The sequence below is a fragment of the Alcaligenes ammonioxydans genome (assembly GCF_019343455.1).
Lineage (GTDB): Bacteria > Pseudomonadota > Gammaproteobacteria > Burkholderiales > Burkholderiaceae_B > Alcaligenes > Alcaligenes ammonioxydans.
The window spans coordinates 2,441,124-2,463,573 of sequence record NZ_CP049362.1; the positions used below are offsets into that span (position 1 = coordinate 2,441,124).

Annotated in this window: 23 protein-coding genes, 1 pseudogene and 1 other annotated feature; of the genes and pseudogenes, 10 read left to right on the forward strand and 14 right to left on the reverse strand. The window is 53.9% G+C overall.

From position 1 onward, the window contains the following. Window positions 1–99: 99 nt before the first annotated feature. The 3 genes from ompA (at window position 100) to gph (ending at window position 2,207) form a co-directional block, all read left to right on the forward strand. Window positions 100–696: an outer membrane protein OmpA gene (gene ompA / locus FE795_RS11230; RefSeq protein ID WP_003799131.1), complete on the forward strand. Its 597-nt coding sequence runs from the start codon at window positions 100–102 to the stop codon at window positions 694–696. Between the two features lie 83 nt (window positions 697–779). Next, the gene (gene ubiG / locus FE795_RS11235; protein ID WP_003799127.1) at window positions 780–1,502 is read left to right on the forward strand and encodes a bifunctional 2-polyprenyl-6-hydroxyphenol methylase/3-demethylubiquinol 3-O-methyltransferase UbiG; all 723 of its coding nucleotides are present in this window, start codon (window positions 780–782) and stop codon (window positions 1,500–1,502) included. A gap of 6 nt (window positions 1,503–1,508) precedes the next feature. Then, entirely contained in the window at window positions 1,509–2,207 is a 699-nt protein-coding gene (gph, locus tag FE795_RS11240; protein WP_219234927.1) for a phosphoglycolate phosphatase, read from the forward strand. A gap of 6 nt (window positions 2,208–2,213) precedes the next feature. On the opposite strand, the gene FE795_RS11245 is transcribed toward gph, so the two are convergent. After that, on the reverse strand, window positions 2,214–3,080 hold the full coding sequence (locus FE795_RS11245; RefSeq protein ID WP_131070693.1) for a LysR family transcriptional regulator: 867 nt from the start codon (window positions 3,078–3,080) through the stop codon (window positions 2,214–2,216). 84 nt (window positions 3,081–3,164) lie between these two features. Here FE795_RS11245 and FE795_RS11250 point away from each other — a divergent pair, with 84 nt between their 5' ends. Further along, entirely contained in the window at window positions 3,165–4,700 is a 1,536-nt protein-coding gene (locus FE795_RS11250; protein WP_131070694.1) for an MFS transporter, read from the forward strand. Here the strand turns inward: FE795_RS11250 and fdxA are convergent. From fdxA to FE795_RS11265, 3 genes are all read right to left on the reverse strand, one after another. Then, window positions 4,697–5,029 (reverse strand): ferredoxin FdxA, encoded by a 333-nt coding sequence (fdxA, locus tag FE795_RS11255; RefSeq protein WP_219234928.1) that lies wholly within the window; start codon window positions 5,027–5,029, stop codon window positions 4,697–4,699. The genes FE795_RS11250 and fdxA overlap by 4 nt on opposite strands. A gap of 137 nt (window positions 5,030–5,166) precedes the next feature. Then, entirely contained in the window at window positions 5,167–6,240 is a 1,074-nt protein-coding gene (locus FE795_RS11260; RefSeq protein WP_003799119.1) for a linear amide C-N hydrolase, read from the reverse strand. Window positions 6,241–6,491: 251 nt separating this feature from the next. Beyond that, a complete protein-coding gene (locus tag FE795_RS11265; protein ID WP_003799117.1) occupies window positions 6,492–6,821 on the reverse strand; it encodes a hypothetical protein in 330 nt (109 codons plus the stop codon). A 106-nt stretch (window positions 6,822–6,927) separates the two neighbouring features. Between FE795_RS11265 and FE795_RS11270 the strand changes: the two genes are divergently transcribed. Further along, entirely contained in the window at window positions 6,928–7,731 is an 804-nt protein-coding gene (locus tag FE795_RS11270) for a hypothetical protein (RefSeq protein WP_230406174.1), read from the forward strand. 45 nt (window positions 7,732–7,776) lie between these two features. Here FE795_RS11270 and FE795_RS11275 read toward each other — a convergent pair whose 3' ends face one another. Next, on the reverse strand, window positions 7,777–9,852 hold the full coding sequence (locus FE795_RS11275) for a catalase (protein WP_131070695.1): 2,076 nt from the start codon (window positions 9,850–9,852) through the stop codon (window positions 7,777–7,779). A 386-nt stretch (window positions 9,853–10,238) separates the two neighbouring features. Between FE795_RS11275 and FE795_RS11280 the strand changes: the two genes are divergently transcribed. Continuing rightward, entirely contained in the window at window positions 10,239–11,363 is a 1,125-nt protein-coding gene (locus FE795_RS11280; RefSeq protein WP_131070696.1) for a metallophosphoesterase, read from the forward strand. A gap of 24 nt (window positions 11,364–11,387) precedes the next feature. Here the strand turns inward: FE795_RS11280 and FE795_RS11285 are convergent, their stop codons facing one another. Both FE795_RS11285 and FE795_RS11290 read right to left on the reverse strand, forming a co-directional pair. Then, the gene (locus FE795_RS11285; RefSeq protein ID WP_131070697.1) at window positions 11,388–12,164 is read right to left on the reverse strand and encodes a DNA alkylation repair protein; all 777 of its coding nucleotides are present in this window, start codon (window positions 12,162–12,164) and stop codon (window positions 11,388–11,390) included. After that, window positions 12,161–12,649 (reverse strand): MarR family winged helix-turn-helix transcriptional regulator, encoded by a 489-nt coding sequence (locus tag FE795_RS11290; RefSeq protein WP_059318818.1) that lies wholly within the window; start codon window positions 12,647–12,649, stop codon window positions 12,161–12,163. The genes FE795_RS11285 and FE795_RS11290 overlap by 4 nt, the downstream gene beginning before the upstream one ends. A gap of 417 nt (window positions 12,650–13,066) precedes the next feature. On the opposite strand from FE795_RS11290, the gene FE795_RS11295 reads away from it, so the two are divergent. Next, on the forward strand, window positions 13,067–14,350 hold the full coding sequence (locus FE795_RS11295; protein ID WP_003799106.1) for a pyridoxal phosphate-dependent aminotransferase: 1,284 nt from the start codon (window positions 13,067–13,069) through the stop codon (window positions 14,348–14,350). A 151-nt stretch (window positions 14,351–14,501) separates the two neighbouring features. Here FE795_RS11295 and FE795_RS11300 read toward each other — a convergent pair whose 3' ends face one another. After that, window positions 14,502–15,404 (reverse strand): LysR family transcriptional regulator, encoded by a 903-nt coding sequence (locus tag FE795_RS11300; protein ID WP_131070698.1) that lies wholly within the window; start codon window positions 15,402–15,404, stop codon window positions 14,502–14,504. A 143-nt stretch (window positions 15,405–15,547) separates the two neighbouring features. On the opposite strand from FE795_RS11300, the gene FE795_RS11305 reads away from it, so the two are divergent. Further along, on the forward strand, window positions 15,548–15,949 hold the full coding sequence (locus tag FE795_RS11305) for a RidA family protein (protein WP_003799101.1): 402 nt from the start codon (window positions 15,548–15,550) through the stop codon (window positions 15,947–15,949). 252 nt (window positions 15,950–16,201) lie between these two features. Here the strand turns inward: FE795_RS11305 and FE795_RS11310 are convergent, their stop codons facing one another. Then, entirely contained in the window at window positions 16,202–16,816 is a 615-nt protein-coding gene (locus tag FE795_RS11310; RefSeq protein WP_131070699.1) for a LysE/ArgO family amino acid transporter, read from the reverse strand. Between the two features lie 112 nt (window positions 16,817–16,928). Here FE795_RS11310 and FE795_RS11315 point away from each other — a divergent pair, with 112 nt between their 5' ends. Beyond that, window positions 16,929–17,759 (forward strand): ArgP/LysG family DNA-binding transcriptional regulator, encoded by an 831-nt coding sequence (locus tag FE795_RS11315; protein WP_230406175.1) that lies wholly within the window; start codon window positions 16,929–16,931, stop codon window positions 17,757–17,759. Between the two features lie 155 nt (window positions 17,760–17,914). On the opposite strand, the gene FE795_RS11320 is transcribed toward FE795_RS11315, so the two are convergent. Then, entirely contained in the window at window positions 17,915–18,538 is a 624-nt protein-coding gene (locus FE795_RS11320; protein WP_059318817.1) for a glutathione S-transferase family protein, read from the reverse strand. A gap of 163 nt (window positions 18,539–18,701) precedes the next feature. Here FE795_RS11320 and FE795_RS11325 point away from each other — a divergent pair. Continuing rightward, window positions 18,702–19,064, forward strand: a pseudogene (locus FE795_RS11325) (IS3 family transposase); the annotation flags it as partial. Further along, window positions 18,978–19,104 (forward strand) — a sequence feature (AL1L pseudoknot). (Overlaps the previous pseudogene by 87 nt.) A 99-nt stretch (window positions 19,105–19,203) precedes the next feature. Here FE795_RS11325 and FE795_RS11330 read toward each other — a convergent pair. The 4 genes from FE795_RS11330 to FE795_RS11345 all read right to left on the reverse strand — a co-directional run bounded on the left by FE795_RS11330 (window position 19,204) and on the right by FE795_RS11345 (window position 22,361). Then, window positions 19,204–19,941 carry an alanyl-tRNA editing protein gene (locus tag FE795_RS11330; RefSeq protein ID WP_131070700.1) on the reverse strand — a complete coding sequence of 246 codons (738 nt, stop codon included), beginning with the start codon at window positions 19,939–19,941 and terminating at the stop codon, window positions 19,204–19,206. A 20-nt stretch (window positions 19,942–19,961) separates the two neighbouring features. Beyond that, window positions 19,962–20,810: a DMT family transporter gene (locus tag FE795_RS11335; RefSeq protein WP_059318907.1), complete on the reverse strand. Its 849-nt coding sequence runs from the start codon at window positions 20,808–20,810 to the stop codon at window positions 19,962–19,964. A 128-nt stretch (window positions 20,811–20,938) separates the two neighbouring features. Continuing rightward, window positions 20,939–21,469 (reverse strand): serine O-acetyltransferase, encoded by a 531-nt coding sequence (locus FE795_RS11340; protein WP_207307424.1) that lies wholly within the window; start codon window positions 21,467–21,469, stop codon window positions 20,939–20,941. Then, window positions 21,462–22,361, reverse strand: a complete 900-nt coding sequence (locus FE795_RS11345) for a PLP-dependent cysteine synthase family protein (RefSeq protein ID WP_219234931.1) — start codon at window positions 22,359–22,361, stop codon at window positions 21,462–21,464. The genes FE795_RS11340 and FE795_RS11345 overlap by 8 nt, the downstream gene beginning before the upstream one ends. Between the last annotated feature and the right edge of the window lie 89 nt (window positions 22,362–22,450).

Sequence of the window (22,450 nt, forward strand, 5' to 3'; positions counted from 1 at the left end):
AGTCTTTGTTCCGTGCAAAGGATTGCTATACTGGTTCCGTTAATCAGCGGCAGGGGTTCGCTGCGGTCACTTAACAGCATCAGCTCAACGAGGAGAAATATGAACAAACCCTCCAAAATCGCACTTGTACTCGCCATTGCCGCCGCATCGGCTACCGGTGCAGTTTCCGCACAAGAGTCCGGCGAAGTTAACAACTGGCGCAACCCGTTTGGCGACGTTTGGAAAAACGGCACCAACGAACTGTGCTGGCGCAACAACTTCTGGACCCCTGCTACGGGTATTCCAGGTTGTGACGGTGTGCCCGTTGCCCAAGCCCCCGAAGCTCCTGTCGTCGCTCCTACCGTCACTAAAGTGACTCTGAACGCTGACACTTTCTTCGACTTTGATAAATCCACCATCAAGCCAGAAGGTCGCCAGGTTCTGGATCAAGTGGCTGACACTGTTCAGTCCATCGATCTGGAAACCCTGATTGCTACCGGTTACACTGACTCGATCGGCACCGAAGCTTACAACCTGAAGTTGTCCGAGCGTCGTGCCAATGCTGTTAAAGCATACCTGGTCAACAAGGGCGTTCCTGCTGACCGTATCTACACCGAAGGCAAGGGCGAAGCTAACCCCGTGGCGTCCAACAAGACCCGCGAAGGCCGCGCTCAAAACCGTCGCGTAGAAATCGAAATCGTGGGCAACCGCAAGTAATTCTTGCTGCACCACGTATTTCTGTAGCTAAGGCTACAATTAAGGCTCCGCTTTTGCGGGGCCTTAATTTTTTTGGATGAGCCATGACCGCTTCCACCGTCACTAACGTCAATGTCGATCCGGCAGAGATCGATAAATTCAGTGCACTGGCATCTCGCTGGTGGGACCCTGACAGCGAATTCAAACCGCTGCACGCCATCAACCCTTTGCGTCTGGACTGGATTCTGTCCTACACCGGCTCCCTGGCTGGCAAACAGGTATTGGATGTCGGTTGTGGAGGCGGGATTCTGTCCGAAAGCCTGGCCCAGTCGGGCGCCGAAGTCACCGGCATTGATCTGGCTGAGCGTTCCTTGAAAATTGCCCGTCTGCACAGCCTGGAGTCGGGTGTGCCGGTCAAGTACGAGATGATCAGCGCTGAAGACATGGCCGATCAGCATCCTGGCCGCTTTGACGTTGTCACCTGCATGGAAATGCTGGAACATGTCCCAGACCCCGGCTCCATCATTGCGGCCTGCGCCAAGCTGGTCAAACCCGGTGGCTGGGTGTTTTTCTCGACCCTTAACCGCAATCCCAAATCTTTTCTGTTTGCCATCGTGGGGGCCGAATACCTGCTGCGCCTGATCCCCAAAGGCACGCACAGCTACGAAGGTTTCATCAAGCCCAGCGAACTGATTTCCTCGGCCCGTCGCAGCGGCCTGGACGCACTGGCCCTGAAAGGCCTGGAATACAACCCGATTACCGAGCACTATCGTCTGTCGGACGACACCTCCGTCAATTACCTGCTGGCCAGCCGCCGCCAACGCTAAGCCCTTATGAATAAACTGGTTCTATTCGATTTTGACGGCACCCTGGCCGACTCTGCTCCCGATCTGGCGGCTACCGCCAATCGCATGCGCAAGGAACGAGGCCTGCCTGAACTGCCGTACGATGCCCTGCGACCCTACGCCTCGCACGGCGCCCGTGGTCTGCTCAAGGTAGCACTGGATATCAACACCGATCATCCGGACTATGCGCAACTGAGGGCACAGTTTTTGCAGGATTACCACGATCACATGACGGAGCTGACCTATTTGTTCGACGGTGTGGCTCCCATGCTCAGCCAGCTAGAACAAGCTGGCTATACCTGGGGTATTGTCACCAACAAGCTCGAATACCTGGCTCTGCCCCTGATTCGTCATCTGGGCTTGGAAGAGACTTGCGCAGTCACAGTAGGTGGCGACACCACGCAACACACCAAGCCGCACCCGGAGCCCTTGCTGCATGCCGCCAGCAAGGCCGGCTTCGCACCTGCAGACTGTCTGTATGTAGGCGATGATCTACGTGACATTCAGGCAGGCCGGGCTGCCGGCATGGCAACCATGATTGCTGCCTACGGCTATTGCGCAGGTGACGACAGCATCGGTACCTGGCAGGCGGATCTGACCGTTCATCATGCCAACGATATCTGGGACGGCGTACAACGCTGGGCCACGGGTCAACTTTCCCACCCCAGCCACTCGGCCACCTGCTAGGCAAAACTACGGCAGCAGCTCCGACAGGCGCTGCTGCATCCACAGGGCCGCAGGCGGCAAAGATTGCCCTTGCCGCCACAACATTCGCACTGGCAAGGGGGGCAGCATCATCTCCTGGCAATGCAATTGCGCCAGTTTGTTGCGCAGGTTTTCATACTCGGCAATATTAAGCGGCAATATCGCCCAGCCCAGACCATCCGCCACCATATCGGCAATCACGTAAAAGCTGTCTGAACGCCAGACGCTGGGACTGACGACCGTCTGCTCCATGCCTTCAATGTGAATCAGCAACTGTCTGTGCGCAGTCAGCTCTTTGCGGCTGACCTGGTCCTGACCCGCCAAGAGATGAGTTCGCGACACGCAGATTGCCTGAGGGACAGCCCCAATATACCGTTGCGCAAAGGATGTCACGTCAGCGCCGCGATCAAATTGAAGCGCTACATCCGAGCGCCCCTCATTCATGTAGTCGATCACTTCAGAGGCGGTGCCATTCCAGATCGTCAACTCCAAGCCCGGCCAACGTTCTGCCAGCTCCTTGAGCAATAGGCGCAGGGGCTCCTGGGGCAAGGCCTCATCCAGGCTGATCTCCAGCCGGGCAGATTGCCCCTGCGACAAATCCAGCGCACGCCGGTTCAGCACGTCGGCCTGACGCAGCAGCGCTTTGGCCTCCAACAGCATGATTTCACCCGGAACGGTCAGGCTCAAGGTTCTGCGCGAACGGTCAAACAGGGCCAGATTCAGGTCTGCCTCCAGTAAGGCGATAGAGGTGCTGACCGCTGATTGCACCTTGCCCAGGTCTTTGGCCGCCTGCGTCATGGAGCCCGTCTCTGCTACGGCCACAAAGTGTCGAATACGTTCCAGTGTCCAGTCCATGTATCTATTCCATCGATGCTAATCAACTTTGTCGGTTGATAATATTGATGGATCATACGGGTTTTGCCACTCCTTTGCGTTGTTATGCTGCACAGTCCGACTCACCGTCACCTCTCACCCGTTCCCTTGTCCCCCGGCCGTCGCTGGCTGATTCTGGCCATTGTATCGGCGGCACTCTTGTTGATTGTGGTGGACATGACGGTGCTCTACACCGCCCTTCCCCGGCTGACCCATGACCTGCAGGCGTCGGCCTCCGACAAGCTCTGGATCATTAACAGTTACGCGCTGGTCGTCTCTGGCCTGCTGCTTGGCATGGGCACGCTGGGAGATCGTCTCGGCCATAAGCGCCTGTTTCTGTCTGGTCTGGCCATGTTTGGAGTGGCCTCGGTAGCAGCGGCCTATTCCCCCAACCCGGCCTTTCTGATCGCGGCACGGGCATTTCTGGGCGTGGCTGCCGCCATGATGATGCCCGCCACGTTGTCATTGATTCGCATCACTTTTCACGATGAGCGTGAACGCGCAGTGGCCTTTGGTGTGTGGTCCTCCATCGCCTCGGGCGGCGCGGCCTTTGGACCGGTCCTGGGGGGCTTTCTGCTGGAGCACTTCTGGTGGGGCTCGGTCTTTCTGATCAACGTCCCTATCGTACTGATCGCCCTGCCCATGGGCTGGCTGCTGGTGCCGCGTTCCACGCCGGACAGTTCCCGACCCTGGGATATCAAAGGTTCCGTGCTGATTATGGTGGGGCTGGTTGCCAGTACCTTGGCGATCAAGGAAATGGGCAAGCTCTATACCGATTGGGGACTGACAGCGGGAGCCCTGGTGGTCGGCGTCCTCTTTCTGGGCTGGTTTGTCCGGCAGCAAAATCGCAGTCCCTTTCCTTTGCTGGATTTTGCCCTGTTCAAAAATGCCACGCTCAGTACGGCTGTTCTGTCCGCCCTGAGCGCTTCGGCCGCCCTGATTGGCATGGAGCTCGTTTTTAGCCAACGCCTCCAACTGGTACTGGGCTTCTCGCCGCTGCAGGCGGGTCTGGCCATTATTCCCTTGCCATTGGCCGCCTTCCTGGCCGGTCCCCTGGCAGGTCGTTTGCTGATGGTTATTGGCAGCAAGCGTCTGCTGATCGGCTCCCTAAGCCTGGCAGCGGCAGGCATGGCGGCTTACCTGCTCTGGCACAACAGTGCCCAGTTTTTGCAGGTAATCAGCCTGGTCATGCTGGGTCTGGGTATAGGCGCGGCCATGACTGCCGCCTCCAGCACCATCATGCAAAGTGTGCCCCCCTCACGTGCCGGGATGGTGGCCTCTGTCGAAGAAATGTCGTATGAACTGGGCGGCGCCTTGGGCGTGACCCTCATGGGCAGCCTGCTGTCGTTCGTTTATAGCGCCAGCCTGATCTTGCCCGAGACATTGAGCGCTCATCCCCTGGCCTACGACAGCCTGGATCAGGCCCTGTTGATAACGGAGAACCTGCCACAAGAGCAGGCCTTCGGATTGGCGGAGTTGGCTCGCGATGCCTTCGACCGAGGCTATGTCGCCGTGCTGGCCAGTTGTACTGTGCTACTGGCAATGGCTGCGCTGGCGGTCTGGTACTTTCAGCGCTCCCCCGGGCGTTCGCACGCCGATTAGTCTTTTTTCAATAGCGCCAACTTGTCGGGCTGGCTTGCCCAATACTCATGGTCTGGCAACGGCGCTTTTTGTTCAGTGATGCGCCTCCAGGCTGGATGTGCGCTCAAGCTGCGGTTCAGTTCCACATACACCTGCTGCTCGGGCGTGACATCCTGATCACTGACAATCGCCCCCACTGGGCACTCTGCCACACAGATGGAGCAATCAATGCACTCATCAGGGTGAATAACAAGAAAATTGGGGCCTTCAAAAAAACAGTCCATGGGGCACACCGTCACACAATCGGTGTACTTGCACTGAATACAGGCTTGCGTTACTACGTAGGTCATTCAACAACAGCTTTAACAAATCAAGACGGGGCATAGCATAACAGCTGAACATGACTCGTTTTCATGTCCTACATGCCCTACCCCTTTTTTCTAGTGCCGCCTACTCAGCTGGACACAGAAGTCTGTGTCCAACCGTCTTAAATAGCAGGTGCTTTCACGGACAGAAAACGGAAAGGCTGGGAAGGCTTGAAATGCTCCAGCACTTCACCCATGTAAACCGTGCTTTGCTCAGGCCCCAGATCCAGCTTCATCACCTTGCCAGTTTCGGCGGAGAAATCCACCTTCTTCATATCCAGCCAGAAAGCGCCAGGCGACAGAACCGAGTCAAAATAATACAAGCTGCGTTGGTGGTCGAACACCGTGCGCCAGCGGGTCGATGAGTTATTCGGCTGATCGGGAACCGTCATACCGTAAGGCGTCGAGGCATTGCGAATCACGCTCAAGACACTGGCAACCGCTTTGTCATCGCTCAGATTGCGCGGCACTGCATTGATGTAAAACGACGCGCGTGCAAAGCGATCGGCCGCCCGACTCGTTCCGGGCAACAAATTAAGCCCTCCCACGTCCTGCCAGTAATCCCGGATCGCCAATTGCTTGTCAAAGGTGGGCGAGTTGGTCATGACCTGATATTGGCGACTGTGATGAATGCGCTGCTTGCCATCGATATATTCGATAATTGCGCTGTCACCAGAGGCATCCGACATCGACAGATGCAAGGTCGCCAGACGATCCTCGTCGGGCAGGGAGTCGGTCAGCACAACAAAGGGGGTTTTCTCCAGCGCAGCGACTGCCTCTGCCACCGTTGCGAAATTATCCAGCACATACTGCCCCCACAAAGACAAGCTCAAGGTCTTGTCGCCCTTTGCCGGGGTGGGAAACTGCGACTCCGGCAACCACAAGAGATTGACGTTCAGGCCCTTTTCATTGGCGCCGTCGGTCGATGCAATATCGTAGCCAGAGGCAATCACACTGCCATACTTTGATGTCCATTCAATGGAAGCCGGCCCAGCCTCTCCAGTACGCTTGGCACCACGCGGAAAGATCCAGAGGTTGGTCCCGACGTCCCTTTTCCAGTCCATGGAACGGCCCGTAATCACCTGCCCGTTGTCACCCAGAAAAACAGCGCGAGTACAGGCCTGGGAAACTGCCGGCGCCAAAGCCAGACCAAGCGCACACGCCACCAAGGTACGACGACATTTGTTTAACAACATCTTTTTCTCCAGAGACGGCGAGCCGCCCAATCAATGAAACAAAGAACCGACTGCTTCCACAGTCGACACATTGGACATGGACGTAACAAAAACAGGATTAAGGCGCCACGTCAAGCAACATGGGTGCTTGTGGTACGGGTCCGACAAAAACAGGGCCGCAAACGGAGCCACGCAGGCTGACAGCGTCAACACGGTCATAAAGAGCCCCCCCAAAAAAATGGCCCTTCAAAGGGCCATTTTTGCGCATCGGACTAAAACTCCAGACAGTTAAAAAAACCAGGCAAGCGTGCATAGTTATCCATTAACTGAGCCAGGACATAGGTGCTGTCAAACGTCTCCAAGGCCAGCAGATTTTCCCGATAATCCTCATCAGCCAGGCCAACTGCACTGCGGCCTGGGTCCACCAACGCGCCGGCCAAGAGTTCGGACAATTTGGGGTCAGGCAGCTTTTCCAGCGCTGAACGCAAGGCCAACTCCTCATTCGTGAAGCCGACTTGTCCACCACGATCAGCTTGTAACGCCGCTTGCACCAAGGGCAACAACTTATCAATATCTTGCTTGCTAAGGTAAAACACATGCATCACACGCTCTCCACAAATTGGTGATCGACTTGTCCAGCATACCGAAAGAAACACGGCAGGCGCCAGTGCGCCGTCACTGCTTACCGCTAAAAAGGGCCTCAGAACAATGACATGGACACCCACTCATTTGCGCTATGAACACTTGGCTGCCTTGCTCCTGGCCGCCCTGCTTCATACCCAGGTGAACGCCCAGCAACCAGAACCCCTGCACGATAGCCCCCCCTCATCCCGCTACGCCGTGCAGATCACCCCTTACGCCTGGATCACCGGCCTGTCTGGAGAGAGCTCTCCCTTCAAACGCGCCCCTTCACTGGATATTGAAAAGTCGTTCTCGGATGTATGGCACAGTCTGCGCGCAGCTGCTTTTCTCAATACCTGGTTGCGTCGCGACCGCTATGTGCTCAACAGCGACCTGCTTTATGTGAACACCCGTGAAAGTGAAGTGGTGGGCGGGCTGCCCTTGGTGAGTGCGGCAGAAGGAACGATGGACACGCGTCTCTTTATGGGAACCCTGCAAGGCGGCTATCGCTTCTATGATTCCGAGCAAGCCAGCCTGGACGCACTGGCCGGCTTTTCCTTCTGGGACATCCGCAGCCGTGCCCACCTGCGCATCGCGGGCCGAAGCCGTCACCATCAGGAAAGCTTCAACTGGGTAGACCCCATGGTGGGACTGCGCGCGTTTTATCGTTTCAACCCGGAGCTCTCCACGCAGGCGCAAATTCACGTGGGCGGATTTAACGTGGGCTCACGTCTGAGCTATCAGGCCACCCTGACCCTGAACTACGATCTGTCAGAGAACTTTTCATTGACGGCCGGATACAAGATGCTGGATGTGAACTACCGCCGATCCGGCCAAGTCTTTGATGCACACCTGTCCGGTCCGGTGCTGGGTCTGAGCTGGCGTTACTAGGAAAATAGGAAAAGGGGCGCTCGAAAGCGCCCCTTTTCCCCGCTATCAGGCCATTCCATCGACCTGATGACGGCGCTCCCAGAAACGCGTGGCTACCTTGCCAAGCAGGTCTTCTCCCGTCTTGATCACGAATACCCCCTTGTCTGCCGACACGCCTGCCCGATCCAGCAAAGGCTGCGCCCCCCCATCGTGACCGATGGCTTTGAGGTGACCATAAGCATCGGCCACGAAATCAACCGCCGCCTTGTTGGTACACAGTTTCAAGGCCTGTCCCTGTCCCAGCAACAAGGCCACCGCATCAAACAGGACCGACGGTGCCCCAGCAATCTTCTCATCGGCAGCCAGCGCCGTCCCGTCTGACAGCGTCACGCCTCCTACCTGAGGCGCAATCAGCTTGACCGCCACTCCCGCCTCCTGCGCACCGGTCAGCAGCATCTGCAGCAATTCCTTGTCAGCTCCATCCGTCAGCAAAATGCCCAGCATCCGGCCTGCGACGGGTGGCTTTTGAGCCAGTATCGACAAAGCCTTGGACGGTGGCATGTCTACTGGCGGGCGGGCTGGTTTGGCCGCTGCCGGCAGCGTCAGGCCCAAGCCCTGGGCAGCCCGCTTGGCCAGATCCTCATCAATGATCCGCATATGCGAGAGCACGCGCAGGCGAACATGATTGAGCTGGACCTTGGACAGCTCAAAGACCAGGCCCGCAATCAGATGCTCCTGCTCCACCTCCGTCTGGGAACGGTAAAACAGGCGTGCCTGGCTGTAATGATCAGCGAACGACTCTGCCCGGACACGCAGTTTCGCCCCGTCCTCCACGGTACTGGGAAAGCTGCGAAACCCCTGAGCCTGGGCACGAGGTCCACCCGGCTCACCGACCTCATCCAGACTGTTGGGCTCATAGGTCGCACGGCCTTTGGGAACCTGCATTTGCATCATGCCGTCGCGCTGCATATTGCTAAAGGGGCAACGTGGCGCATTAATCGGGATCTGATGGAAGTTGACTGTTCCCAGTCGAGATTTCTGGGTATCCAGGTAAGAAAACAGTCGGCCCTGCAACAAAGGATCGTCGGTAAAGTCGATGCCGGGAATCACGTTGGAAGGCAGGAAAGCAACCTGTTCGGTTTCTGCAAAGAAATTGTCGGGGTAGCGATCGAGCACCATACGGCCCACAATCTTGACGGGTACACTCTCCTCGGGGATCAGCTTGGTGGCGTCCAGCACATCGTAATCCTGCCGGTCCGCCCACTCTTGATCAAACACCTGCACGCCCAGCTCCCACTCCGGAAAAGCGCCGCTTTGAATGGCTTCGTATAAATCACGTCGCAGGTAGTCCGAATCCGCACCTGAAATCTTGACGGCCTCATCCCACAAGGTCGACTGCAATCCCTGCTTGGGTTTCCAGTGAAACTTCACAAAATGCGACTTGCCCTGCGCATTCACGAAACGGAAGGTGTGTACGCCAAAACCCTGCATCATGCGAAAGGAACGAGGCAAGGCGCGATCCGACATCAGCCACATCACCGTATGTAACGATTCGGGCATCAGCGAGACAAAGTCCCAGAACGTGTCATGGGCAGAGGCCGCCTGGGGAAAACCGCGGTCAGCCTCGGGCTTGACGGCATGAATCAGGTCCGGAAACTTGATGGCATCCTGAATAAAGAACACGGGCATATTGTTGCCGACCAGATCCCAGTTGCCCTGTTCGGTATAGAACTTGACCGCAAAACCACGCACGTCACGCGGCGTGTCCTTGGATCCCTTGGAACCCGCTACGGTTGAAAAGCGGCAAAACACCGGCACCCGATGCCCTTCCTTTTGAAACACACAGGCCTGGGTCAGCTCCGGAATCGCCTGTGTACACTCAAAATAGCCATGCGCCCCCGTGCCACGAGCATGCACGATGCGCTCTGGAATGCGTTCGTGATCGAAATGAAATATTTTCTCTCGCAGGACAAAATCTTCCAGCAAAGTAGGACCGCGAGCCCCCAGGCGCAGGGAGTTCTGATTATCCGTAATCGGCATGCCATGATTGCTGGTCAAGGCGGTATGGCCCGCCTGATGCAACTCCCCTCCCTGACCCAGGGAGTCCTGATTGTTCGTCGCCGCTGATTTTTTCGTCACCATATGTCCTCCAATCGAATCACACAACAAACCTCTTCCTTCAGAAGCGGCCTTAGCCGGTCTGCATGGCATGACCATTGCTACGCCCACGCGTTCGCATAACTGGCCAGAGGCTGGCAAACGATCTTTGCTCCTGACGGAACAAGGCACTTGTCACTCGGGACCGCTACCCTGACCAAGCGGGCAGTCTTAAAAGAGCCTAGAGGCTTTGCACAAGGCATGTGCGAATCGATTTCTCGAAACGTAATCAAGCATGTCCACATTTTTTTATGCGAGCATTCGGCCCGGAAAGGCTGAGCTCTGGCATCATGCACGTGCTGTCGCTCTGTACGGCCCCTCATTACAGCCGCGCGGTCTGCGCGGCCTCGGTTTCTTTTTGGAATAACCTTGTGTTTCAAGTCGCTGCTCTCTGTTTTGCCCTGTACGTCGCCTGGCGATTGATCAAACCTCTGAAACTTCGGCCCTGGATCAAATATCTGCTCAGCGCGTTGGCGCTGGCCGCCACCCTGCATCACTATACGGTTGCTCTGTTCTGGGGCACGCGCGCCTCGCCGGAGATCCCTGCCGCCCTTATCATGGTCCTGGGCTGGGCATTTGGCAGTGTCCTGCTGGCCGCCAGCCTGACCCTGTTCACGGATCTGACCGGCCTGCTGATGCGTGTTCTTTACAAGCCACTTGGCCTGGTAATGCTGCGCTCGCCAACACTGCGCGCCGCTCTGGGTATCACGGCGCTGAGTTTGTCCGCACTAGCAGTGTGGCAAGCCGTGCAAGTACCCGAGGTGAAAACGGTCGAGGTGACCATTAAGGACTTGCCACCCGATCTGGATGGTTTCCGGATCGTTCAACTAACGGATCTGCACGCCAGCCGCCTGCTGCAAGGTCCTTGGATTGAGGCGATCGTGGAAAAGACACAGGCCTTGAATCCAGATCTGATTGCCATTACCGGGGATCTGGTCGATGGCACTGTCGATGCACGTCGGGACGATGTGGCTCCCTTGCACGCTTTGTCAGCCCCTCAGGGAGTCTGGGTCATTGCCGGTAACCACGAGTACTACACTCAGTACCAGCCCTGGATAGCGCATTTCAAGAGTCTGGGGCTACGTTTGCTGTTGAACGAGCACAGCATTATTCAGCGAAATGGCGCAGCCTTTGCCTTGGCGGGGATTACCGACAAGTCGGCTGCGGTGCACGGGCAGCCCATGCCGGATGTCGGTGCTGCCGTGGCCGGTATTCCGGCTGGCATGCCCATCATTATGCTGGGCCATCGACCAGACACCGCCAAAACAAGTGCTGCGGCAGGCGTGGCCTTGCAACTGTCCGGCCATACGCACGGCGGTCATATTCTGGGCATGCACAAGATCGTGCAGATGGCCAATGACGGCTATGTAGGTGGACTGTATCAAGTCGGCAACATGCAACTGTATGTCAGTTACGGAGCGGGACTATGGGCCGGCTTTCCGCTACGCCTGGGACGCGCATCAGAAATCACCTTGATTACCCTGCGCGCCCCTTAAGACCGACCGCAACCCTTTCCCTTTTCAGGACACGCTGCGCAGCGCCCGTTTGCACACGCGCTGCACAGCCTTATCCTGCGGCGACTGCGTCTGCCATTGAACGCATAACGACCTTACCCACTGCGGCTGGTCCTTGGCCGCATCGTTCAGGTAGTTGGCGACCGAGTCTTGCACATAGACGCTATCATCCCGGTGCAACACCTGCAGGATGGGCAACATACGCTCTGGCTCCTTTTTCAGAACGGCGATATGTGCGCACCACACCCCTCGGGGGCGCAGGGCTTCACAGGCAAAACGGCGTAAATACGCTGAGTCCTCGTGCGCCCACCGTTGCAAGGTTTGGATCGATAGGTCCAGCTCGGCTACCAAGTGGGGACGCACCGCCATCCAGGCCCATTCGCGTACTCCAAAGTGTGGATCGTCCGCCAAGGGACGCAACGCCTCCAGACGTTCCGGCACGCTTAGCGATTCACGCGCGCCCACCATAAAACAGGCCCAACCTCGCACCACATCGGCGCGATGACCCAGGCAGCGCTTCCAGGCCCATTCGCCGTAGCGTTGCCACAGATACTCGCCCAGGCCTTTCATGCGTTTGAGTATGCCCAGCTGGGCCAGCGACTGAATATGCCGGACCGCGTGCTCATCGAGTTCAGGAAATACCACGGCCGCCAACACCCGCTGATCAATAGCCAAGGACTCGGTGAGGGTAGCGGCCGGCATTTCTCCTGTTGATAAAGCCTGGAGAACCTCAGCCGGTATATCCGCCACTTTGGCATAGCCAATGCGATTTTCTGTGTTCATGATGACTGCTCTCCACCCGCTGCCTTGCTCAACAGGGCCCCAAGCTGGACGCACTCCGCCGCCGACAAATGGCTGAACAATTGACCAATCCAGCGGGCGTGGGTTGCCACCAGCTGTTTCGCCAGCTCAGCACCTTGGGGACTGAGTTTCACCATGACAGAACGTCGATCCGCTTGGGCTGCAAAACGCTGCACCAAACCCGCTTTCAGCAAGCCATCCACCAGGGTTGTCACCGTTGCCCGCGTAATTCCGGCCCGCTCGGCCAATCGGTGGGAGGCCATGCCCTCGGGGGCGTTTTCCAATAAAAACAGCAGCACGAAACGCGCTTCGCTCAAACCGTGAGGGGCCAGCAAGGCCGCACAATCCCGATCAATCCGGGCCGATAAAGACAAGAGCTGAAAACAGAGCTCCATACCCTGAATGTTGATGCCCTTTTGCTGCCGGGCATGAGAGAGCAGAGCTTGGTATTTGGCGTCCAGTTTCATAATTCGATATCAAATAGTTTGATATCGAATCTTAATGTTTGACTCCATCAAAAACAAGCCCAATAACAAAGACGATTCCACGGTGCCAGCGTCAGGCCCCCTCTTTTTCCTTGGCACGGCCGCCCCGGCTCGCCAAGCTCGGCATTGCCCCCCCCAACAGGAAACTTTTTGCCTCCAGAGTGTCGCCAAAACTCGACAATGCCAAATTTTAAGGATGATGCGCACAAGACAGGCCCACGCATGCGGTAAGGTATAAGGCTGGCCGGACTATGACACGCCATCTTGCAGACATAGCCCCGCACCCGCCCCACCGCCCCCGGCGGAACAGGCAAGGCATTGAACCGGCATCGGGATAAGGATCTGCTCCGGGCAGCCACCGATCATCAGCAGCACACATGGAATCCGTTTACTAGCATCATGAACAGCATCAAGAAATCGAGCAAATTGGCGAATGTTTTGTACGATATTCGCGGCCCCATCATGGACCGGGCCAAGCAAATGGAAGACGAGGGCCAGCAACTGATCAAACTGAATATCGGCAATCTGGCGGTGTTCGGTTTTGATGCCCCGGAAGAGATCCAGCTCGATATGATTCGTAACCTGCCCAACTCGGCGGGTTACTCGGACAGCAAAGGTATTTTTGCCGCGCGCAAAGCCGTCATGCACTACACCCAGCAACAGGGCATCAAGGGCGTGACGCTGGAAGATATTTACCTGGGCAATGGCGCTTCGGAGTTGATCGCCATGGCGACCAACGCGCTGCTGGACGATGGGGACGAGCTGCTTCTGCCCATGCCCGACTATCCCTTATGGACGGCTGTCACCAGCCTGTCAGGCGGCACACCCGTTCATTATCTGTGCGACGAATCCAATGGCTGGATTCCGGACCTGAACGACATCCGCGCCAAAATCACGCCGCGGACCAAAGGCCTGGTGGTCATCAACCCCAACAACCCCACTGGCGTGCTCTACCCTGATTCGGTCTTGCAAGCCCTGGTGGACATTGCACGCGAGTTCAATCTGGTGCTGCTGGCGGACGAAGTCTACGACAAGGTCCTGTTCGACGACATGAAGCACACCGCCATGGCCAGCCTGTCCTCCGACGTACTGACACTGACCTTCAACTCCCTGTCCAAGAGTTACCGCGCCTGTGGTTACCGCGCCGGCTGGCTGGTGATCTCCGGGGACAAGAAAGCCGGTGCCGACTACATCGAAGGCCTGAGCATGCTGGCCAATATGAAGCTGTGTGCCAACGTTCCCGGCCAATGGGCTATCCAGACTGCGCTGGGCGGCTACCAGAGCATTAATGACCTGGTTTGCGAAGGCGGCCGTCTGCGTCGTCAGCGCGATCTGGCCTATGAGCTGATTACGGCCATTCCGGGAGTCAGCTGCGTCATGCCTCACGCTGCCTTGTATATGTTCCCCCGTCTGGACCCCGAAATTTATCCCATCAAGGATGATCGTCAATTTTTCCTGCAACTGCTCGAAGCCACTCGCGTCATGCTGGTTCAGGGTACCGGCTTTAACTGGCCCCACCCCGACCACTTTCGCATGGTCTTTTTGCCGCACGAGCCCGACTTGCGCGAGGCAATCAACCGCATCGCCAAGTTCCTGAAAGAGTATCGGATAAAGCACGGCACGGAACGCCCCGAGTTTTCTCAAACCCCGCTGGCCGCTGTAGACAGTACCGACGCCTCCTAAGCGAGAACTCGCCCAAAAACCAAGGATGACCCATCCTTGGTTTTTTTATAAGCCACTTCAATTCAGGAAAAACGCATCAGCAACCGCACTCGATTCGGGCGCAACCCCAGGAGCGACAGCGCCCCTGCCTGGATATGCGCCGCTGCGGCTTTCAAGAGAGCGGCGCGAGCAGTTCCCCAACCCACTCAATAAACGCCCGCAAGCGCACATTCGTATGCTTGTTACGGTGAAACGCCACATGCAAAGGCATGGGGTCCATGCTCCAGTCAGCAAACAAGGCTACCAAGCGGTTTTCCTGCACAGCTGCATTAGCCAGATAGTCGGGCAGACAAACCAGTCCCAGACCAGCCTCACCCGCTGCCAGATAGGCATTGCCATCGTTGACAGCCAACCCGCTACATCCCCGCACAACTACGCTTTCCTTGTGACGACGCAAGGCATACGGAAACGGTTTGTTCTGATGCTCCCAAAGATAGCCCACCACCGAATGCTGCGAGCTATCCAGTTCGGTAGGATGGACTGGCGTCCCACACCGCTTCAGGTACGCCGGGGCGGCATATATCGCCAGACGCAAGCTCCCCACTCGCCTGGCTACTAAAGCCTGATCCTGAATCGGGCCACCTCGAACCACGCAATCCACACTCTCATCGAGTAGATCCACAGCTTTATCACCCACCCCCATATCCAGTTGAATATCAGGGTAACGCTGATAAAAAGACGGTAAGGCAGGCACCAGCACGCGACTGGCCAACGAGCTGGGCACATCGACTCGCAAACGCCCGGCAGGCAAGGCCAAGACGTGCGCCAGATCCCGTTCTGTATTGTCCAGGTCAGTCAGCAGTTGCTGCACGCGCTCCACGTACAAGGCGCCTGCGCTGGTCAGACTGACCTTGCGCGTCGTGCGATTGAGCAGACTCACCCGCAAGTGGGCCTCCAGTTGCTGCACCAGATGCGTGGCCCGTGTCCGGCTGATATGCAAGGCCTGAGCCGCTTTGGTAAAGCTGCCGGTTTCCACCACCTTGGCGAAGGTGCGCATCGCTTCAAAACGGTCCACGCATTATCTCCAAAGCGTAGTGGTCATTGTTTTGATTATAGAAACAGTGTGGTTCGTCATCCAGGGTTTATCCGCCCACGCCCAACGCCTACAGTAAATGACTTGATCAACTTCAGCCACTCAAGCCGGTAGAGGAACCCCGAATGACTCCCTTACGCCAAGCCGTATTTCCTTCTGAGCGCCACGCCTTGTATGAACGTGCTCATTATTCGCCTGCGGTGCGCTGCAATGGCTTTTTGTTTGTATCAGGGCAGGTGGGCAGCCATCCAGATGGCACGCCCGAACCCGATCTGGAACAACAGATGCGTCTGGCCTTCGAGAACCTGCGTGCCGTATTGGCGGCCGCTGGCTGCACCTTCGCGCATGTGCTGGACGTGACCCTCTTTCTGGTCGACCCCGAGAAGAATCTGGACACCTTGTGGAAAGTCTTGCCAGATTACTGGGGTGATGCGCCCTACCCGGCCCTGACCGGCCTCGGCGTGCCCTGGCTATCGGGTTTTCAGTTCGAGATCAAGGTGGTAGCCCAGCTTCCCCAGGGTGAATAGAGGCCGGGCAATGCAGGGCAGCAAACCCCATCCCGACCTCTCGGCGCGAACGGTAGACACCTCGGCCATCTCCCCCCTCTCGACCATCTCAGGGTGGGAGGCAAGGTGTCTGCATCAGGACTCGTCCGCACGTCTGTTTGACGGAGGACACCATTTGCCAGGGCCGATCGAATCTCAGAAAGCTGTCCCACGATGCAGCCCCACTCTTGGATTCCACAAAAAGATCGGGCCTGGGCAGAACCTGGCTCACTCTCACAACGGCCGCAACAGCAATAAAGCGCACAAGGCCCACATAAAAAACGCAATACAGGCGTCCAGTACTCGCCAAGCAAAGGACTGACGAAAAACCGGCTGCAGCAAACGTGCCCCATAGCCCAGGGCCAGGAACCAGCACAGGCTGGCGGCACAGGCGCCCAAGGCAAACGCCCATTGCAAATGACCCGGATAGGGCATGGACAAGCTACCCAACAGCACCATCGTATCCAGATAAACGTGGGGATTCAAAAAAGTAAACGCCAGACACATTAGCACTATACGGCGGCGATTGCGCTCGCTTCCCTGACCGGCTAGCAAACTGCCCGTGCCCGCCCAGGCCCGCTGGACGGCCCTCCATCCATACCAGGCCAGAAAGACTGCGGCCCCCCAACGCAGAACTTGCAACAGACCTGGCCACTCATGCACCAAGGTACCAATACCAGCAACGCCTCCCAGAATCAGGACAATATCAGCCAGCGCACAAATACCGACCACCAGCCCCACATGGCGACGCTCCAGACCTTGCCGCAACACGAAGGCATTTTGAGAGCCAATAGCGATAATCAGGCCAGCTCCGCTCAAAAAACCCGTCGCTGCAACAGAGAAAAACATACCGCTCCCCTCTCGGAACTTGAAAACCGCCTTATAGTGCTATCCTTTAGCTATTAAGAAAAGCTAATTACTCTTTACATAGTTAAGCAAAACTAATCACTCCGGACTTGTCATGGATTTACTGCACCCACAGCTAAGAGCCTTTACAGCAGTCCTGGAGGAAGGCAGTTTCGAGGCAGCTGGACGTAGGCTACACATCACGAGCTCTGCCGTCTCACAACGGATCAAGGCACTGGAAGACAGGCTGGGGCAGGTTCTGGTCCTGCGCCAACCGCCTTGTCGCCCCACACCGGCAGGCGAACTGCTGCTGCGTCGTGTCCGTCCCATGCAGGCTCTGGAAGCAGAGGCCCTCGCCGATTTCCTGCCCGAGAAAAATGGAACGAACCGCCCCATCGCTATTGCGGTCAACAGCGATTCACTGGACACCTGGTTCCTTCAAGCTCTGGCCCAGCTCAGTCAGGCACACGGCTACTTGTTTGATGTACGGGTTGATGACCAGGACCATACGCTGGAGCTGATACGAAATGGCTCTGTGCTGGCCGCGGTCACTGCCGAGCCCACACCCTTGCAAGGCTGTGAGGTTCAGGCTTTGGGCATCATGCGTTATCAGGCCATTGCCTCGACGGCCTTTGTCAGCCGACACTTTAGTCAAGGAGCACAGGCAGACTCACTGGCTCAAGCCCCCATGATTGTCTTTAATCGCAAAGACGAGTTGCAATGGCGTTTTATACGTCAGATCACCGATGTGACGCTTGCCCCCCCCCATCCACTATCTGCCCACCTCGACCGGCTTTGTGAAGGCAGCAGCCTTGGGGCTGGGCTGGTGCCTGGCCCCGGACTCCATGGTTTGCGACGCTCTGGCAGCCCGGGAACTGGCCTTGGTCGCCCCGGGCCTTTGGCTGGATGTCCCCCTGTACTGGCAGCATGCCGCGATCCGGTCTGACACCTTGCGTAATATAGGTGCCGCGCTGCAAAACGCCGCCAGCAGCTCTTTAGGCCCTGTACAGGACTGATCAAGGACGGATCGGATCCATCCCGATCTGATCTGATCGGCCCCAGTCTGGTCGTGCGCGGCACGCTCGATCCAGCACGACGCCTTCAGGCCGCCGCCTCGGCCACGGCTCTGCGCACCGCCTCACGCTCGCCAACCCGCTGAAGATAGGCTACCAGCCTGGGGAATCTGCTCATCTCCACCTCATCGCCTTCAAGCCAGCTCCCCACGGTGTAAAGATAGCCATCGGAAACGGTAAATTGCTCGCCCATCACCCAAGGTCCAACAATAAGGGACTCCAGAAAGGCAGCACACGCCGTCATATTTTGTGGAACCTTAAGGCGCATGGCCTCGTGGGCCGCGGGATCATCGGCCCAGCGGGCACCCCGGCGCTTGTGTGCATGGGCGACATGCACCGTCGATGCCAGATAACTGTTGAGCTCCTGCAAACGAGCAAAAGCAAAAGGGTCGTCCAGAGGCGCCAACTGTGCCTGCGGAAAGCGTTGTGCCACAAAGGCCAGCAAAGCCGGAGTTTCAGTCAATGTCCCCTGTTCAGTCACCAGCGCCGGGACACGCCCCTTGGGGTTGATACGCAAAAACTCCGGGCTTTGCTGCTGATTAGCCGCGAAATCCAGCTTGACCACCTCGACATCCGCACCTGCCTCATACAAGGCAATGTGTGTTGCCAGCGCACAGGTACCTGTTGCGGAATAAAACACCCAACGTGCCATCTTGTGCTCCTCTTTTATTGTCGTTAAAGAGGCCATTATGACGCTGTGAATCCCGGGTTCGGGAAAAATGATGCGAGGCTTGGACCACGGAGCATCACAAACAGGCTCTCATTCGCCCTGTTGAATCGCCCCAGGTTTTAAGGAGGCTCCAAGCTTCGAGGGAATGAGGCACGAACAAGCTACCCCTGAAGTCCGTGAGCGTGTCGTGCGCTTGGTACAGGAGCACACCGTGGTGAGTACCCGTCGCTGTGGGCGGGTGTTGAGTCTATTGCGCCGAAAATCGGTTGCGTACCGGCCGCTTTGCTCGATTAGGTCAAGCGCAGCGAGATCGACAGCGGCAGGCGTGATGGCATGACCAGCAGCGAACGCGAACGCATGAAGGCATGGAGCGCGAAAACAGGGAGCTACGCCGGACCAACAAGTTATTGGAGTCGGCCAGCGCTTTTATTGACCAGGCGGCACTCGACCGCGAGCTCAAGAAGTAAATGCCTATATAGACCGACACCGGGGCGTCTACGGGGTCGAGCGGAGCCATCGTCAAGCGCGCTGAAGAAACTCTATCACCGTACCCACTCTAGCGCGCTGTGCCGGTGAAGGCCGTATTTTAACCAAACAGCTCCTCGACTCCTGGAGTGATTCATATGAAACCAGAGAAGAAAACTCATTTAAGAAGATTGGCTTATAGGCTCTAAAATCAATCTTTCTTTACCTTTACCAATGTTCTTCCTCTGCACTTTCAGCAGAGGCAGCTCGTTAGTATTTTTTACATGCGTCCCGCCACACGGTATTACATATCCATTACATTCCCAATAACGGGCATCCGGACAGTCCTCTCGTGAACTCATCGTTATCGAACACCCCCCTCTGATTAATTCATTAGCAAGCTCTTCAATCTTATTTATTTCCTCTTGATTGAAACGGTCTTCAACCAAAAAATCTAATCTGGCACCATCAGTTTTAATGTGGCAACCAATCGTATTTCCAACTACCCCAGGACGACATAGATCAATAGCCCAGTACAAAATATGCGCTGCGCTATGGTTTAAAGACATTTTTCTTCTACGATCACGATCAATTCTCAACAAAACCTCATCACCAACGTTAAAATTAATTAACCCACCCCTATTTTCAACTTTATGCAATATTATTCCACCAGTTTTAATACCTGAAAACCCATCAATAAAAATAGGTATAGCATCACAAATTTGAGCATCATTAAATTCGATAGCTATATTAGGGTTCTCAATCAATCGAATCTTGCCATGATCACCTTCTTGCCCCCCACCCTCCGGGTACGCTATAGTTTGATCAAGCTCAATTGCTAAATCATAGATACCCACTATTCTAGCCTTACATTCTAATTCTTCTGGCTTTTCATAATAACGCTTGATTGTTGTACGCATTATTTACCTTTCAATATCTTTTAACCTTCTTTTTTTACTAAAAAAATACCTGTCAATACAATAAAAATTCCAAACATTTCTTGTGCAGTTAATGTTTCATAAAAAATAAAATAAGATAAAATCGCTGAAATTACAGGCTGCATCAGAACGAGAACAGCAGCTAAGTTGACAGATATACCACCTAAAACATAGCTAAGACCGCCTTGCCCTAATATCTGAGAAAATATGGCCAAACCCAACAATGGCCACAAAGCTTCAAAATCATTAGGATAGGAAACTCCTTCCATGAGAAGGCTACTTATAAGAAGTACCACTATAGATCCGTATGCACTGTAATACATTACCTGAATAGCACTTGCCTTTTCTCTGACCTTATAAACAATAAGCAAAAAAATAGCATAGAAAATAGATGTAGCGAACGCTAACATATCACCATATAAGCTACCGTTCGATAAATCCCCCTTCCCTTCTATCAAAACCACTAACCCAATTAATGTAACCAGCAAACTAATTAAAAAATTACGAGAAATTTTTTCTTTATAAATAAAATAAGCAGCCGGAACAATAGTAAATGGAACTAAGTTAGCCAATAAGTTTGCGTTAGCTACCGTTGTATAATGAAAAGAAATATTCCATAAAATTAAATCTCCTGCCAGGAACATACCAGCAACAAATACCAACGACTTATCTCTTATAGATAAATGATTTCCTTTTTCAAACTTAAGTAATGGATACAATATTGGAATGCTAAATAGAACCCTATAAAACCCAGTTGCAACAGGCCCCAAATCACTTAATTTTACAAATATCCCTCCGGTCGCCAGACATGAAACAAAAAAAATAGTTAAAAAAAACGAACGACTTTTCATTAATTTCTCAAAATTATTTTCTGCTCATTACTTTCCATTACTACTGAACAGTTATCAGGAATATCAGCTCTAATTATAGAGTGAGGTGAAATTTTAACATTATTGCCAATACGGACCTTACCAAAAATTCAAGCAAACCCTCCAATTTCAACATTATTCCCAACAATAGGGTGGCGGCTTTTTTTTTCGTTAAATGCAATATGAGAAGAGCCTAAAATAACTTGCTGTAAAAAATAACAATTATCTCCAATAACGCAAGTTTCTCCAATTACCGTACCAACCCCGTGATCAATCACGAAACTATGACCTATACTGGCTGCGGGATGTATCTCAACCCCTGTTCTAACCTTAAAATATTCCGATATTTTTTTTGCTTCGATAACCTTTCCGTAATTAAATAAAATATAATTTGATATCCGGTATCCAATCACCGCATCAAATGACGAATAAGACAGCAAAAGAAATCTATAATCATTATTTGCAGATGGATCTTTCTCAAGAAACGCGTTCATATCCATAATTAACATTGAACATAAACCAAGAATTTCACTCCTTTTCAAATAATAAATACTATATCTACTTAACACCCCAACCACTTTTGAAAGAATTATCCCCTCATCTGAAATAGCAAGCATAGGCATATTTTTACATTTACTCATAGCCTATATAGCTCCTACCACTATCAGGGGCAACAGTAACAATAATCTTTCCTTTTTTATACTTTTTGGCCTCTTTAAGAGAAGCAAGAATATTTGCTCCTGATGACACACCTACAAAAATACCTTTATTTTTACTTAACCAACTCCTCAATTCCATTACCTCATTGAAATCAACATTTATCATATGATCAATAAGACTAAAATTTACTATTGGAGGAATAAAACCCACCGCTATAGCTTCAATCTTATATGGAATAAAAATATTATTTTTAAAATCACATCCACTGGGTTGAACACCTATTACCTTTGTGTCCGAACTAATCCCTTTTAAATACCTACCCACTCCCATTAAAGTTCCGCCAGTTCCAATTCCAGCGACAAAAGCATCCACTTTACGCACTTTCAATTGATTTATAATTTCTGGCCCGGTAGTCAAATAATGCGACAAAGGATTAGCTGGATTAGAGAACTGATCTAGAGAAATATAATTATTATCAGAATTCAATATTTCTCTCGCCAGCCTAACATGCGACCCTGGCCCAGTATTGTGGTCAGACAATATAATTTTGGCCCCATAACTTTCTAAATTTTTTATTTTCTCTTTACTGAAGTTATCAGGAATTACTAAATTAACTTTATACCCCAAAGCTATAGCGGCAATAGTAATTCCCAAACCAGTATTACCGCCTCTCGGCTCCAGAATTATTTTGTCTTTCGTTAATAATTTTTTTTCTTGTGCATCTAATACCATATGCACTCCAGGTCTAGATTTAATACTCCCACCAGGATTGAACTCTTCTAACTTTACATAAACACCAGATCTATCTGGATTAAATATATTTTCTATTTTTATAATTGGAGTATTTCCCACATAGTTTAGCAACTCAGTCATAGCCAGCCCTTAATACTTTTCTGCCCAATCATTATTTAGATAAACATAATAAAAATGAATTTTTCCTAAGCAGTTTTGTTTATATCCAT